The organism is Enterococcus durans, assembly GCF_002277935.1.
Lineage (GTDB): Bacteria > Bacillota > Bacilli > Lactobacillales > Enterococcaceae > Enterococcus_B > Enterococcus_B durans.
The window spans coordinates 1,074,366-1,090,082 of the sequence record NZ_CP022930.1 but is presented as its reverse complement, the minus strand read 5'-3'; the positions used below and the strand labels follow the sequence as shown (position 1 = coordinate 1,090,082).

The window sequence follows — 15,717 nt, the reverse complement described above, 5'->3', positions numbered from 1 at the left end:
GACTGAATGAACGTGAGTTATAAATCTTTTTCTGTAAATGCGTAAGGTAACAATCCCTCCACAGTTGTGGATTTCATGACACCGTCATCGCCAATCAAAGTTACTGGCATATCCGGTGAACAAAATTCAGCCATGACTTGCCGACAAGCACCGCAAGGAGAAATCGGATCTGGTGTATGCCCAGACACAACCAAGTGTGTAAATGACCTTTCTCCTTCAGAAATTGCTTTGAAGAATGCTGTACGCTCGGCACAATTTGTTAAGCCAAATGATGCATTTTCGATGTTGATTCCTTGATACGTTCGCCCTGATTTAGTCACTAAACATGCGCCTACAGGAAAATGGGAATATGGAACGTAGGCTTTATCCAAGGCCTCTATTGCAGTATCGATCCACTCTTGTTTCACTTCTGACATAAGCTTCTCCTTAAAATTAGTATCCTTCACCTGTTGAGCCAGACATGATCGAAACGCCTGCGCTAGTACCGATCCGTGTTGCTCCAGCTTCAACCATTGCTAAAGCTTCCGCTTCATTATGGATGCCACCTGATGCTTTCACACCCATTTCTGGGCCTACAGTTTGACGCATCAATCGAACATCTTCTACTTTGGCACCACCAGTTGAAAAACCAGTAGATGTTTTGACGAAATCTGCTCCAGCTGCTTTCGCAAGTTCGCAAGCTTTGATGATTTCTTCATGGTTTAGTAGCGCTGTTTCAATGATCACTTTCACTAATGCACGATCTTTGGCTGCTTCAACTACTGCTTCGATATCTTGTTGTACTTTTCCATATTGTTGTGATTTCAATGCACCAATATTGATGACCATATCTACTTCATCTGCGCCGTTTTCAATGGCATTTGTTGTTTCAAAAGCCTTTGTTTCTGATGTGTTAGCCCCTAGAGGAAACCCAATCACCGTGCAGACCGCTACCGGTTCACCTTTTAGATTTTCTTTTGCTAAAGAAACCCATGTTGGATTGATACAGACAGAATAGAAATGATATTTCTTTGCTTCTTCAATGATACGCATGACATCCGTTTCTGAAGCATCTGCTTTTAAAATTGTATGGTCGATCATTCGATTCAATTCCATTTTTTTCTCTCCTTTTTATTCTGTGATAATGTCGTGTATTAAAGTAGGCTTCTCAGCCGAATCACTGATTTCAATATTTTGATAAAGCAATTCTTTCACAGAAGAGATATCTTCTTCATTACTATAGATCGTTAATAAAGATTCGCCCTCTTGGACAGGATCGCCGATTTTTTTATTTAATTTAAGCCCTACCGCATGATCGATAGCATCATCTTTCGTTTTACGGCCAGCTCCCAACATCATTGCGGCAATCCCCAACTCATTCGCAACAAGTTTCGACACAATGCCACTTTCTTTCGCAGGAAGCTCGTTTACATACTTCGCTGTCAACAATCGTTCAGGCTGATCCACCACACTTGGGTCGCCCCCTTGATTTTGGATCATTTCTTTGAATTTCAACAAAGCTTTGCCAGATTCCAACGCTTCTTTAAGTTGTACTCTTGCTTCATCGATCGTAGCCGCTTGTTTTGCTAATACCATCATTTGGCTTCCCAATGCGTAACACATTTCCACCAAATCTTCCGGCCCGTTGCCTTTTAATGTATCAATAGCTTCGACGACTTCCAGACTGTTGCCAATTGCCTCACCCAATGGTTCAGACATATCAGAAATCACTGCGACTGTTTGTCGATTCGCTAGTTTACCAATACTGGTCATTGTTTTCGCTAATCGTCGGGCATCCTCGATGTTCTTCATAAATGCCCCATCACCAGTAGTGACGTCTAATACGATTGCATCCGCTCCCGCGGCGATTTTTTTACTCATGATCGAACTTGCGATCAAAGGAATCGAGTCAACTGTCGCCGTCACATCCCGTAAGGCATATAACTTTTTATCTGCTGGTGCAAGATTTCCTGATTGACCAATAACCGCAACCTTGCTGTCATTGACGATCCGGATAAATTCTTCATCAGAAAGTTCGATCTTAAACCCTGGGATCGCTTCTAATTTATCTAGCGTTCCGCCTGTATAACCAAGTCCTCTGCCAGACATTTTTGCCACTGTCACACCCACACTAGCTACTAACGGCGCTAAGATCAACGTTGTCGTATCTCCCACACCACCAGTCGAATGTTTGTCGACTTTGATCCCATCTAATGGACTCAAATCGATCACATCCCCTGAATGTGCAATTGCCAGTGTCAAGTCAGTAATTTCTCGATCCGTCATATCTTGATAGAAGATCGCCATTAGCAATGCGCTGATTTGATAATCAGGAATGTTACCACTCGTATAATTCGTAATAATATAGTCGATTTCTTTCGTTGATAATTCGTTTCCGTCCCTCTTTTTTTCAATCAGATCCACCATTCGCATTGCCTGATCCTCCTTGTCTTCATTCGGTATTATACAGGATTTTTATAAAAGGTAAACCACTTTAGTAAACCAGTTTACTAAAAATGCAAAGGGCTATACTTAGCCTTTGTAAACACTTACATAAGCAATATACCGCCCAGTTAGCCCGTTGTCAATGTTTTTATGCTCTCACGAATAATTAATTTTGTTTCAAAGACTTTGTTCGGAACTTTGCGTTGAGGAAATTCAATCGTGTCGATCAAAAAGCGAGCAGCATAAAAACCAATATCAAAACTTGGTTGTTTAACCGTTGTCAATTTTGGGATCATATATTCAGAAAGTTTTAGCCCATCAAATCCAATGACTGAAATATCTTCCGGGATTTTTTTTCCTAACTCATCGATTGCTTGGTAACAACCAATCGCCATCGCATCATTCCCACAAAAAATCGCAGTAATATCTTTGTGGCGTAGCAATCTCTTGGAAGATTCATAACCACCTTGTACCGTCAATTCACCCTGTTCAACAAGCTTGCCATTAAAAGGGATACCATGATCTTTTAGCGCATGGCGATATCCATTGAACCGCTCTTCCAATTGATAGTAACCAGTTGTTTCCTTCAGCATACCGATCTTAGTATGTCCATTTTCAATGAACAACGATACCGCTTGGTAAGCCCCTTCATATTCTTTCACAAGCAAGCGACCATTGTCTCTACGGTTTAGTCCCCGATCGATCAAGATGATCGGCATGTTCGTATAAAACCCACTATCTAAAGAATACGCATCAGGCAAGACATTTGGAGTAGCCAATAAGATACCATCTACTGAACGATGAGAGAGTTCTTGTAAATATTTGATTTCATTCTCCTGACTATGCCGAGAATTACACAGCATGATCACATACCCCAACGGATTTAAATAACTTTCGACCCCTTCAATCAATTTAGAGAAGAAAAAGTCGGTCACATCAGGCACGATCATCCCGATCGTCTTAGAATGACGATTGATCACATTGGAGGCAAAATAATCAGGTTTGTAGTGATGCTCATTCACGATCTCCAATACTTTTTTTCTGGTTTTATCACTAAAACGACTTCCTTTATTGTTCAATATCTGTGAGACAGTCGTCACAGAAACGCCAGCCATCTCTGCGATATCTCTGATCGTTAATTTCACTTCTTCTCCCCCTTTGTATAAATTCTTTTTTAGTTTACCAAAACCCTTTCAAAAAGAATAGCTAGAAAATAGACAGAATGCTTTACTTACTTCCCCTTTTTTATCTAAGCTTCAACGAAACAAAAAAAGCCGAGACATTCTATGCCTCAGCCTCCTAAATCTGTATAAATCATCTCTCAAAATATTCTACTCATAGCAAAAAAATTTATATCCATTCACATCGCTACTTTTCTAAAAAGAGCAAAAAACGATGAATAGTCACGATATCCCATTATTTCATTTATTCTTTCACACTTTTGATAATGTAGTAGCCTTTGTCTTTGGTAATGATCTCCGCATTCCCAAAAGTTTCTAGCATTTTTTTCTGTGCGCTCGGTGCTCCCTGTTTCTTTTGGATCACGATCGTCAATGTTCCACCTGTTTTTAATCGTGGATACGCCTCCGTCAATATTTCATGGACCACTTTTTTCCCTGCACGGATAGGTGGATTACTGACAATAGCAGCATAGCCTTCTTCTTGAACATCTTCATAGATATTTGATTGGTGGATCTCCACATTTTTAATTTGGTTCCGTTTGGCATTCCCCTGTGCCAACTCAACTGCCCGTGAATTGATATCGACCATCTCCACCATTCGCTGACTCGCAAAAGCAATGGCTAATCCGATTGGTCCATAGCCACAACCAACATCTAATATCTTCCCTTCACTTGGTAATTCTTCCCAGTCAAATGCATCAATCAATACACGTGAACCGTAATCGACTGTTTCACGTGAAAATACGCCAGAATCAGTCACAAATCGGAATATTTTTCCTTTTAAATCAAACGGCCATTCCTCAAAATCATGGGCTGTATCGGGGTTTTCTGAATAATAGTGGTTTGTCATAATGTCCACCCTTCTTACTTTGTTAGTTGTCCATAGTCTATCGTTTTATGTACAGAGGTGCAAGTCAGACTAGAACCCTTGAGAGTTATTTTTTCTTCCGACTATGGAAAAATACCCAAAAAAGACAAAGCTTTCCTCCCAAGTGGTGGGGTTTAGGAATGTTTTGTGTTAAAATAAATCCATTGATGGGAGAATGCAGGAGGCTATGAGGCTATTATGAATGATCCAATGAATTACTACCGTGTCGCAAGAGAAGAATGGCGTGAATTTTATCGTAACGGGCAAGCACCATTGACCCAAGATGAATTAGATAAAATCAAGAGTTTGAATGACCGTATTTCGATGCAAGATGTTCGAGACATTTATGTTCCTCTTGCTCATCTGATCTATCTTTATATGAAAGAATTTGAATCTCTTACTTTGAGTAAAGGTCTTTTTCTTCATAAATACGTGGAGGTATCACCATTCATCATTGGGATCGCCGGAAGTGTCGCCGTTGGTAAAAGCACCACTGCTCGCCTACTGCAAACAATCTTATCTCGTACCTTTAAGCGGAGAAATGTTCAGTTGATTACAACTGACGGTTTTCTCTACCCTAACAAGGTCTTAAAAGAACGAGGGATTATGGATCGTAAAGGATTCCCAGAAAGTTACAATATGGAAATGCTCATTGACTTCCTAAATAAAGTCAAATCCGGTCAGGAAGAAATCAAAGTCCCAGTCTACTCACATGACGTCTATGATATCATTCCTGATGAATATGAGTTGATCCAACAACCAGATATTCTGATCGTTGAAGGAATCAACACGCTTCAACTACCAGCCAACCAACAAATTTACGTCAGCGACTTTTTTGACTTTTCCGTTTACGTTGACGCAGATTCATCACTGATCGAAAAATGGTACCTTGATCGTTTCGGTGCCTTGCTCGATACAGCTTTTCAAAATCCACAAAACTATTACTATCGATTTGCTATCGGTGATCGCGAAGATGCGTTCAAAATGGCAAAAGAAGTATGGAAAAATGTGAATTTAAAGAATTTAAACGAATATATCTTGCCTACTCGCAGCAGAGCAGATATAATTCTCCATAAAACTGAAAATCATATCATCGATTCGATTTTCATGCGAAAATATTAGCATTTTAAAATAGTTTCATCTATTTTGAGATAAAATTTAAAGGGATAGGGGTAATAAATGTGACAAACGTTGCCGATATGACAAACGTTGAAAAGATTATCGTATTAGATTATGGTAGCCAGTATAACCAATTGATTACACGACGCATCCGTGATTTGGGAGTCTTTTCCGAACTATTGAGCCACCGCATTACTGCAGAAGAAGTAAAAGCAATGAATCCGAAAGGGATCATTCTTTCTGGTGGACCAAACAGTGTGTATGATGAAAATGCTTTTGGAATCGATCCAGAGATCTTTAACTTAGGAATTCCAGTATTAGGGATTTGTTATGGTATGCAATTGATCACTTATAAATTAGGTGGATCAGTTGAACCAGCCAAAAACCGCGAATACGGAAAAGCACTCTTAGAAGTAACTGCTGACGATGCTGTGTTGTTCAATGAAACACCAAAACAACAAACTGTTTGGATGAGTCATGGTGACTTGGTAACAAAAGTTCCTGAAGGTTTTGAAATCGTCGGAACAAGCAAAGATTGCCCAATTGCATCAATCCAAGATACAACACGCAACTTCTATGGTATCCAATTCCATGCAGAAGTGCGTCATTCCGAATACGGGATCGAATTATTACGTCACTTTGCATTTGATGTCTGCCATTGCGAAGGCAACTGGACAATGGATAACTTCATCGATATGCAAATCGAAAAAATCCGTCAACAAGTAGGCGACAAAAAAGTTTTACTTGGTCTTTCAGGCGGCGTAGACTCTAGTGTTGTCGGCGTTCTTTTACAAAAAGCAATCGGTGACCAATTAACATCGATCTTCGTTGACCATGGCCTATTGCGTAAAGGCGAAGCTGAACAAGTAATGGAAAGCCTAGGCGGTAAATTTGGCTTGAACATCATCAAAGTCGATGCCAAAAAACGTTTCCTAGATAAACTAGCTGGTGTTTCTGATCCTGAACAAAAACGCAAAATCATCGGAAATGAATTTGTGTATGTTTTTGATGATGAAGCAACAAAATTAGCTGGTGAAGAAGGCGTTGCTTTCTTGGCACAAGGCACACTTTATACTGACGTGATCGAAAGTGGTACTGAGACAGCTCAAACAATCAAGTCTCACCACAACGTTGGTGGTCTTCCAGAAGATATGCAATTTGAATTGATCGAACCTTTGAACACACTCTTCAAAGATGAAGTCCGTGAATTAGGAACACAATTAGGTATGCCCGATTCAATCGTATGGCGTCAACCTTTCCCTGGACCAGGTCTAGGTATCCGTGTACTAGGTGAAATCAGTGAAGAAAAATTAGAAATCGTCCGCGAATCTGATGCAATCTTGCGTGAAGAAATCGCTGCGGCTGGATTAGATCGTGACATCTGGCAATACTTTACAGTCTTACCAGGTATCCGTTCTGTTGGTGTTATGGGCGATGGCCGTACGTATGATTACACTGTCGGTATCCGCGCTGTTACTTCCATCGATGGCATGACAGCTGACTTTGCTCGCATCCCTTGGGACGTCTTGCAAAAAATCTCTGTACGTATCGTCAACGAAGTGGCACACGTCAACCGTATCGTGTACGATATTACGTCTAAACCACCTGCAACTGTGGAGTGGGAATAAGAAACAACACGCTAGAAAGCCTATGCTATAGGATTTCTAGCGTGTTTCTTTTGTCGTGCTCACAGTTTTGTCACAGTACCTCAACTATTCTTTATTTTGGTTCTATACTATTTGATGTTGGTGAACTTCGCCAACATCTTTTTTGTATAAAAAAATATAGAAAAGACACCTTGAAATCCTTTAGAATTAATTTGGCTACCAATTCATAGGAGGATTCAAGACGTCTCATACTCGGCTTATCAAAGATACCCTAAATATTCTAGACCTAAATATCCATTTCGAGGAAAATTATTTAACTAAAGAAAAATATAAAGGGCAAATTTGCTTGATTTACAAAGGCACTCTTCAGTACATGTCAGAGGAATGTACACATCGTCCAACATATTGGCAGAACTTTCTTGAATCATCGAACCACTGCACGACTTAAAGGAACTTCTCACTATCAACGAGGACTAAGGAAAAAAATGAAACGTTATTGGAAACTCCTAAAAAAAAGAAGAAGCAAAGTTAAACTACGAAAAACGGGTTTGGCGTGCCAGTTTTAAAGATTATTTGATTGAAAGTGAGATTGTCGATCGACTGTTAGCAGCTTTTCCCAACCTACGCCAAGGCTATCAGTTATACCAAGACGTTCTTTATGCGGTAAAGAAAAGAGATCAGTCACTATTTGAGGACTGCTTAAACAGAGAAGTCAGCGATCTGCCTGAAACCTATACAACCACTTTGTGAACGTTTAAAAAGTTTCTGCCACAGATCCAAAATGCGCTTCACTACAGCTAGTCAAACGGACCGTTGGAATGTTTAAACAATCATATCAAATTATTAAAACGCAATGCGTATGGTTTTCGCAGCTTTTACATTTTCAAACTACGGATCATGATTCGTCATGGCAAAACATTTTTAACCAAATAAATAATAGACAACACAAGAGCAATGAACACTAATAATATAAAAATAAACTTTGCAACTAAGAATATGTTTAAAAATAGATCTCCCATAAAATCATCTCCTAAATTAAGAAACTTTAATTACATTTGCGAATGTTTTTGAAGATAAATTTAAGCATTAGAAACTAATATCCAAAAATAGCAAGATCCTTTAAATTTTGAAAAAAATACAACGAGCATTAGTACATATGTATTTAAAACTATGAAACCAGATACGGCTAAAGAAGCAAGTGACTTAGAAAGCATCGGAGTAGATTTTTACCGGCGCAACTTTTTATGACGAAAACAGTAATGAAGTGATACACGATTAGTTATTGCTTCTATATCTATGCCAACTAACGATCAGCCAAAACAAACAAAAACAAGCAACAGCACCAAATTTGATCAATAAAGCGTTTTTTAGAAAAAAGAGACTTACTGCTATAAGTACTAATAATAAATAAAATATATAAATCATTTTTCCAGTGCGCAATTAAGAATCACCTCATTTGTGTTTGCAAGCCATTTGATACGCTTAGATTCACTCATCATTAATCATAAAAATTTCTAATTCATCCTCACTTTTCTTGTATCATAAAATACAAAAGTTTTTTCATTGGTTATTCTAATCAAAGAAGGAACGTTAGTTATATTATGTATTTTTCTCTTTTTCTGCAGATGCCAAGTATGGGATAAATGACCTACCATACGGACAGGTATTTTAATGTTAACCCTACCGCCTTGAAAAAGAGCAATGAATCCATTTTATAAATATAATCAATCTTTTTCTATATTTATTACTTTTTTAAATTTGGCAGGAGAGATTTCTAAAATTTCACCTTCAAACTTTATTATGATCTTATCTTTTGCTTTCAATTGTTTTTTTGTAAAATCAAATTCTTTTTTTTGAATATTATATTCGTTCTGTTTTTCATCTTCAAATACGAACTCGCCCGCAGAAACAGTTGTCACAACTCCATGAACCTTCTTTTCATTTTCATTACCAACTATATACCACAGGATTCCTATACAAAAACAACAAAAAAATAGCATAAAACAGGTTTTTTTTATTTTATATCCCTCCTTTTAGATTAAGAGTGCTTTAAAAGCGCTTTCTAAAAAGTAATAGAATAATCATAATTTTTCATTTTGTATTGTTTATACGAATAATAAGCATATTACTGAAAAATAATATGGTTCGCTACTTTTTGAGATAAGTTAAATAAAATCTGTCATCAATATAACAGCTAGTACAGTAATGATAAATAGTAAGAACTTAAAAAATTTTGGATTTTTATTTTTGAAATAATCGAAGAAAAGTAAAAGTGATAACGAAATAGCAAACAAGATTATATATATAAGATTATTCATTGAGATATCCCCCATATGGAATTCTATTTTGACCTGACACACCGAGACATAGAGCAATCATATCCTCTATTTTGTGCTATTAGAACTACAGCTAAATTGAAGCGATTGGCTCTAAGATTAACGCCGATACAGTGATACCAATACCTAAACCAGCAGCAACTTTATTCGCATCTTCGATTTTAGATTCCTAGGCTATTATGACTTGTATTTTAAACTCATCGGGATGGAATTTTTCTTCGATAGCTTTCACGACTTCGGGTGGTTTGTGAATGATCGCTGTCCTTTTAAGTGCAAGTAGCTTGCTAGATATTAATTACGTTCATTTGCTAAAAATTTTCTATTTATTTTGTTTTTCTTCTACTTTTTTATTTTGTCGTATTGTTTTAGTGACGATATATAATACGATATAGATAAAAATACAAATAGTAATCCTTGATATACTATATGTTGTAAAACCAAATCTATGAATAAAAAAGAATAGTACTATCAAGTTTAAAATCAAAAATGTTCCTTTAGAAACCATTTAACCTTCTCCTACATAGCCTACTCATCCCATCATAGTTTGGCTATTTTTAGTATAAATTATTTCCCATTAGTTTAGCATAAAATATTTTTCTTTTCACTCACTCATTTTGCACTGGGTATTTCATACTATAAAAATTATTTTACTGCTTTTGATTATCAAAATGATCTAATTTTCATATACTTTTACTAAAAAATGAATTCCCCAATTTTAATCTCTAAATTTATATTTTTTAAAATATTATTACCTTTTTGTTCCATACCAAGATTACTCATACAAATTAGATTATTCACCTTTATGCATACCCCCTAACTCAGTTGGAAAATTTTTTCATAAATCACTTATAAGAAATTATCATAGATAGTAGTGTCAGTTATTCAAATCTTTAAAGATATTAGATAATAGTAAATTTGCTAGCTTATTTATACTTCTCATTTTGTTATTCTTTTACTGTTCCCCTCCTAAACTTAGAAGCATTTCTTAATGATAAAAAGTAAAAGCTCCTAGATAAAACAAATAACCCAATCGTTGTTTTTAAATCTGAACAATGCAATTATACCTTTACAAGCCTATTGCGTAAACGCTTTCTGTTTAATTTGTATTGTTATAAAAAACTCTTGATATATCATTCTTTTATTAACACAAAAACAAAACATCCTGTATTCATTTTTACTACTGAATATTTCTTAGGACTAACTTTTTTAGCTCCAACGCAAACTAAATTAAGTGTTCTTAAAAAGATTAGTAACCTACTCCTATTTTTCTGAATCGAAGAATTGTTTCACTAAATAATATACAAATAATGATACCAATAAAAATATAATTCCTAACGAAAAGAAAAATAGAAATGGAATATTTATTTTCGCTGGGAGCATAGCTACAAGTGTAATTATTATGCTCAGAAGTAAAATAAACGGAGTCATTTTTTTATAGATCTTACTTTTTTCAGTTTCAGAATCAGTGGATGACGATATTTCTTCTACCTCTAGATTTTCTGATTCTTGAATCGGTTGACTATCCTCAACTGAAGTAAAGTAAGAAAGAGATATTTTATAATATTCACAAATCTTTATTAATGTATCTATATAGGGTCTTGATTTTTCATTTTCCCAATTAGAAATAGCTTGTCGTGTTACTAATAAATGATCAGCTATTTGTTGTTGAGACTTTCCTGCTTTTTTTCGTTCCATCTTCAACTTTCTTCCAATTTCCATAAAAACCTCCCATTCTTAATCTCTTATAAATAGTTTATTTTTCTAACAATAATTTTCAACTCTAATCTTTGAATTATTCATTAAATTATGAAAAAGCAATGAATAATTGCGAAATGCAATCAACTATTTCTATACTTTCCTGCCTATTTCTCTACATACTTGAAGTATGCCTTACGTAAAGCAAAAAAATAATAGGATGGTGTTAACAATGACGAATCGTATCAACTATTTTAAAAGCCTCATGATTTTTATGACCGGAATTTTTCTCTTTAATTGTATCTTCCCTGCTACAAAAGTATTAGCTACAGAGATAGATGGCAATGTCGAAAAAATGAACCTTATTCTAGAAAATGATGGCGAAATAGAGCAAGCGTTTTCTAAAATAATGGAATATTCAACGTATGATTATGAAACAAAGCAATGGATATTAAGCCATGACATTGTTAGTGACGGCTACTTTACGGAACAGCAGTTTCAAAATGCAGAAAAAGCTGGTAGTTTATGGAAAAATGTGGAAGATACCTATATCAGTAAAACAGGATCTCAAAAACGGGTACTGCCGGTATTACTGATTTTAGCAATCAAAGCTGTAGGTGTGATAGTTGGCACAGTAGTGGTTACAAAAATGACTGAATACTTCCTAACTTGGGGCATTAGTTCTGGTTGTAGAAAATACAAACAATATAGTATGATCAAATCTTTCTGTACAGCTAATGGATTCTTATAAAAAATTTTTCTTGATTACCGTATTCCCCATTTGTTTATGCTTTTGTATTGCTGGCTGTAGCAGAAATGACCAAATAAAAAGTCACAAATCTGATACAGAATTAAGTAGAACACTTGAAAATATCGAGAAAGAAATTTATATCAAAATCACAAAAAATTTTTCTATGGTCACTGTAACAGAACTTAAAAAGGGCATACCCTCAAATATTGAAGAAGAAACATATATATATATGTTGGTCGATCTACTTGTCCAGATTGTCGGAATTTTATTCTTAAATTGAACAATAATATTCCTTCCAATTATAAAATTTATTATATAGATACAGACAGATGTTCAAAATCAGAAATAAATTACTTATCTGAAATAAAAGTATCTGAAGTACCCAGTATGATACATTTGAACCAATCAGGAGAAATAAAATTGATTAAAATTACCAATTTTGAAAGAGAGCTCATGAAATGAAATTAAAACTAGTCATATCACTATTTATTTTAGCTTTTCTAGTATACATTCTAATTTACTCGACAAAAGAAATCAAAGCCACTATTCTTTTTGTGGGATTGATTATTCTATTATTTCTTTTATGTGGGATCCTTATTATCACTGGATTTAAAGCGTTAACAGAATACTTTAAATAAAATATTTCAATAAAGTGAAACAGATTCTTAAATTACTAAAAAGTCTGAGTTAGTGCTATACCCATTATACCACTAGCTCAGACTTTTAATATTCATTAATAAACTAAGCCAAACTTTTTTGTACCACAGTCGCAAGTCGTAAATACTTCAATTAATCATCGCTATCTACATGTTCCATGTTACTAGAGTTAACTCTAATATATTGATGTTAGGCAAATCACTCCCCCTGACTTTGATTGAATTTAGACACTTTAATTTTGCAAGGTAGTGTGCTTTTTATGTAGATTAAAATCAAAAAGTAGGACAAAAAATCAGAAAGAAACTGCTTTTTATCCCACGCTCATTTCCCCTATCATCCCCACATCTCTTTATTCCACGAAACCAGATTTTGCTTACCATTGTTGCCTATTCTCACTTGGAATGAACCGATTCCCTAACTATTTTCTTTACGAACGAACTTATCTAACTCTGGCTCATCACACGTAAGCGATCCCTACGTTACGCTTATCTTTTACTTATTTCCTACCTCCTTTTCGCCCCTTATACGCATCCCAGCTATCAATTTCGTCTTAAAAGAAGCAAATTCCACTATTATTTGATAAACTAAGCCAAATAAGTCTGACCTGTCTGTCCTCTTCTATTGGGGACACAATCTGCACCCCATTACTCAATAAATTTCGCTATAGTTAAGACAGAATCTAACTTGGCCAAGGGAGATCATAAAAATGGATAATAATCGTTTGAATCTAATCTACAAATTAAACCGTATCGTGAATGAAAATGAAATAGGGTCAGTGGAATATGAACTAGCAAAGTACTTTTTGGAAAATTTCAAATACGTCAAGCAGTGGAACATTTATCAAATTGCTGAAGAAAATCATGTTTCCCGAGCTTCAGTACGTCGTTTTGGAAAATTACTCGGTTATGAAAATTTCTCAGATATGAAAGCGCACGCACAAGAGTTTGATGATGGCGTACTTGAGTTTGAACAATTTTATGGCTACGATCACTTTCTAGATAAACTAGTGATGAATATCACTTCTCTAATGGAAGAATTGAGCATTCGATTCAACACACAAGAAGTCAATCGTCTCGTTAAAATGATCAATGAAAGCCAGCAAGTTGTTATCGTTTGTTCCAGTAATATTGCCGGCGCAGTGAGTACTTTTCAACAGCGAATGATTATTTTCGGAAAACGGATCACTTTGATTACTTCGAAAGAAGAACTTGCGAGTAGTACTTTCTCAAAAGACCGATCATTGCTTATTCTTTTTTCGATTTCTGGATTATTCGTTTCGACACTCGCAGATGAGCTGACTAAGATAGAGGCAAAAAAAGTTTTATTCACGAATAATCGTAATCCGATATACAATAAATATTTTGATAAATTGTATCATCTAAGTGCACAACACCACGAAGCAGAGATCAATGATCTACTCTATTACACCTACGGCATTCAGTTTGTTCTTGATTTATTGTTCAACGGTTACTTATTGAAGTATAAGAAAGAAGGAAACTAGTATGCATTACAAAGAACAACCAACATTTCCTAAAGACTTTTTATGGGGCGCTTCAAGTGCAGCCTGGCAAGTAGAAGGTGCCGTGGCGGAAGATGGCCGAGCACAAGCAATCATTGATTTGAATAGTCAAACAAAAAAACCATTTACGGATAATTCAATTGCTGCAGATCACTACCATCACTACAAAGAAGATGTGGCTTTGATGAAAGAATGTGGATTCACCTCCTATCGTTTCTCAATTGCTTGGCCTAGAATCTATCCTGATAATTCTGGCGTTCCTAATCAACTAGGAATCGATTTTTACAACAATCTAATCAACGAACTAATTGAAAATGGTATCACACCGATCGTCACACTGTATCACTACGATATGCCTGTTTGGGTAGATGAAGAGTTCAACGGCTGGTATGGTCGAGGAATCATTGATGCATTCGATCAATATGTTCGTACATGTTTCAATGAATTTGGTGATCGCGTGAAATATTGGTTAGCGATCAATGAACAGAATATGCAGATCGTCTATGGTGACTGGTTAGGTGTTTGTAAATATCCTGACACTTGGTTCGAAGACAAGTGGAAGGTAAATCATATTATGAATCTTTGCCATGCAAAAGCGGTGATTGCTTGCCACGAACTTGTTGAAGATGGCAAAATCGGTCCTGTACCTGGTATGGTGCCTTTCTATCCTGAAACTTGTAAACCAGAGGATCAAATCGCTGCAATGAACGCAGAGGAATTAACCGAAAAAATCTGGAATGATTTTAATGCAAATCGCGAATACAATGGATTTATCAAACGTTACTGGAAAGAATACAATATCGATCCTGACATCCGCCCTGGCGATATGGAATTAGTGGCTAAGGCAAAGATCGATTTCTTTGGTATCAATTGTTACCGTAGTAACGTTGCAAAAGAATCTCCTTTTGATTCAAAGGCTCAAGCATTAGGATTGAATAAAACCGGAGAAAAAGGTGGTTTTGTTTATCCTAACTATCCAGGAATCTATGCTCAAACACAAAATCCATATGTGGAAACAACTGACTGGGATTGGGAGATTGATCCTGTTGGTATGCGGTACTTGATGCGTTATATGGATGATCATTATCATTTACCAATGGTGATCACTGAAAATGGCTATGGTGCTCATGAATCAGTAGCCGCAGATGGCAAAGTCCATGACCCTGAACGCATCAAATTTTTAAAAGAACAAATTTATCAAATCGGCCTAGCAATTGAAGATGGTGCCAAAGTATTTGGCTACAATCCTTGGTCATTTACAGACCTGTTAAGTACCGGTAACGGTATGGCTAAACGCTATGGCTTAGTATATATCAATACAACGGACGAAGAAGTCTTTGATTTGAAACGTATTCCGAAAGATTCTTTTTATTGGTACAAAGAAGTGATTGCTTCAAATGGTGCCAAAGTAAGTGAAGCAAAAGAAGAATAGAAAAACAGATGAGGATGAGAGAGCATATCGTGTGGTCCAAAACTTCTATAGATCTTAACGCACACATTATGTGATCCATCCCTCTTCTCTTTCAATGTTGAAAGCGTTTAATATCCATAAAAATGAGG

General features: G+C 36.0%; 12 protein-coding genes and 1 pseudogene. 6 read left to right on the top strand and 7 right to left on the bottom strand.

From position 1 onward, the window contains the following. Positions 1-17 precede the first annotated feature (17 nt). The 5 genes from CJZ72_RS05245 to CJZ72_RS05225 form a co-directional block, all read right to left on the bottom strand. Entirely contained in the window at positions 18-416 is a 399-nt protein-coding gene (locus CJZ72_RS05245; RefSeq protein WP_179135124.1) for a cytidine deaminase, read from the bottom strand. A gap of 16 nt (positions 417-432) precedes the next feature. Further along, complete coding sequence (gene deoC, locus CJZ72_RS05240) at positions 433-1,095, bottom strand: deoxyribose-phosphate aldolase (RefSeq protein ID WP_016177176.1); 663 nt, start codon at positions 1,093-1,095, stop codon at positions 433-435. Positions 1,096-1,110: 15 nt separating this feature from the next. Further along, positions 1,111-2,412, bottom strand: a complete 1,302-nt coding sequence (locus CJZ72_RS05235; RefSeq protein WP_081133706.1) for a pyrimidine-nucleoside phosphorylase — start codon at positions 2,410-2,412, stop codon at positions 1,111-1,113. Between the two features lie 140 nt (positions 2,413-2,552). Continuing rightward, on the bottom strand, positions 2,553-3,569 hold the full coding sequence (locus CJZ72_RS05230; protein WP_081133705.1) for a LacI family DNA-binding transcriptional regulator: 1,017 nt from the start codon (positions 3,567-3,569) through the stop codon (positions 2,553-2,555). 280 nt (positions 3,570-3,849) lie between these two features. Then, a complete protein-coding gene (locus CJZ72_RS05225) occupies positions 3,850-4,455 on the bottom strand; it encodes a class I SAM-dependent methyltransferase (protein WP_081133704.1) in 606 nt (201 codons plus the stop codon). A gap of 216 nt (positions 4,456-4,671) precedes the next feature. On the opposite strand from CJZ72_RS05225, the gene coaA reads away from it, so the two are divergent. The 3 genes and pseudogenes from coaA to CJZ72_RS05210 form a co-directional block, all read left to right on the top strand. Next, positions 4,672-5,595, top strand: coding sequence for a type I pantothenate kinase (gene coaA, locus CJZ72_RS05220; protein ID WP_016177173.1), 924 nt, complete (start codon positions 4,672-4,674; stop codon positions 5,593-5,595). 59 nt (positions 5,596-5,654) lie between these two features. Further along, complete coding sequence (gene guaA / locus CJZ72_RS05215; RefSeq protein ID WP_081133703.1) at positions 5,655-7,220, top strand: glutamine-hydrolyzing GMP synthase; 1,566 nt, start codon at positions 5,655-5,657, stop codon at positions 7,218-7,220. Between the two features lie 368 nt (positions 7,221-7,588). Continuing rightward, positions 7,589-8,132 (top strand): annotated as a pseudogene (locus CJZ72_RS05210) (transposase); the annotation flags it as partial. Between the two features lie 791 nt (positions 8,133-8,923). Here the strand turns inward: CJZ72_RS05210 and CJZ72_RS05205 are convergent. Next, positions 8,924-9,199, bottom strand: a complete 276-nt coding sequence (locus tag CJZ72_RS05205) for a hypothetical protein (protein WP_081133702.1) — start codon at positions 9,197-9,199, stop codon at positions 8,924-8,926. Between the two features lie 1,596 nt (positions 9,200-10,795). Next, entirely contained in the window at positions 10,796-11,254 is a 459-nt protein-coding gene (locus CJZ72_RS05195) for a helix-turn-helix domain-containing protein (RefSeq protein WP_095443672.1), read from the bottom strand. 196 nt (positions 11,255-11,450) lie between these two features. Between CJZ72_RS05195 and CJZ72_RS05190 the strand changes: the two genes are divergently transcribed. The 3 genes from CJZ72_RS05190 (at position 11,451) to CJZ72_RS05175 (ending at position 15,589) form a co-directional block, all read left to right on the top strand. After that, positions 11,451-11,981, top strand: a complete 531-nt coding sequence (locus CJZ72_RS05190; protein ID WP_157728884.1) for a hypothetical protein — start codon at positions 11,451-11,453, stop codon at positions 11,979-11,981. Between the two features lie 1,363 nt (positions 11,982-13,344). Beyond that, complete coding sequence (locus tag CJZ72_RS05180; protein WP_081133694.1) at positions 13,345-14,139, top strand: MurR/RpiR family transcriptional regulator; 795 nt, start codon at positions 13,345-13,347, stop codon at positions 14,137-14,139. A gap of 1 nt (position 14,140) precedes the next feature. Further along, positions 14,141-15,589, top strand: a complete 1,449-nt coding sequence (locus CJZ72_RS05175; protein ID WP_081133693.1) for a glycoside hydrolase family 1 protein — start codon at positions 14,141-14,143, stop codon at positions 15,587-15,589. The last annotated feature ends 128 nt before the right edge of the window (positions 15,590-15,717 follow it).

Excerpts from the sequence above, each read along its gene's own strand:
- CJZ72_RS05245 (WP_179135124.1), bottom strand. The coding sequence starts at position 416 with ATGTCAGAAGTGAAACAAGAGTGGATCGATACTGCAATAGAGGCCTTG.
- deoC (WP_016177176.1), bottom strand. The coding sequence starts at position 1,095 with ATGGAATTGAATCGAATGATCGACCATACAATTTTAAAAGCAGATGCT.
- CJZ72_RS05235 (WP_081133706.1), bottom strand. The coding sequence starts at position 2,412 with ATGCGAATGGTGGATCTGATTGAAAAAAAGAGGGACGGAAACGAATTA.
- CJZ72_RS05225 (WP_081133704.1), bottom strand. The coding sequence starts at position 4,455 with ATGACAAACCACTATTATTCAGAAAACCCCGATACAGCCCATGATTTT.
- coaA (WP_016177173.1), top strand. The coding sequence starts at position 4,672 with ATGAATGATCCAATGAATTACTACCGTGTCGCAAGAGAAGAATGGCGT.
- CJZ72_RS05205 (WP_081133702.1), bottom strand. The coding sequence starts at position 9,199 with ATGCTATTTTTTTGTTGTTTTTGTATAGGAATCCTGTGGTATATAGTT.
- CJZ72_RS05195 (WP_095443672.1), bottom strand. The coding sequence starts at position 11,254 with ATGGAAATTGGAAGAAAGTTGAAGATGGAACGAAAAAAAGCAGGAAAG.
- CJZ72_RS05190 (WP_157728884.1), top strand. The coding sequence starts at position 11,451 with ATGGTGTTAACAATGACGAATCGTATCAACTATTTTAAAAGCCTCATG.
- CJZ72_RS05180 (WP_081133694.1), top strand. The coding sequence starts at position 13,345 with ATGGATAATAATCGTTTGAATCTAATCTACAAATTAAACCGTATCGTG.
- CJZ72_RS05175 (WP_081133693.1), top strand. The coding sequence starts at position 14,141 with ATGCATTACAAAGAACAACCAACATTTCCTAAAGACTTTTTATGGGGC.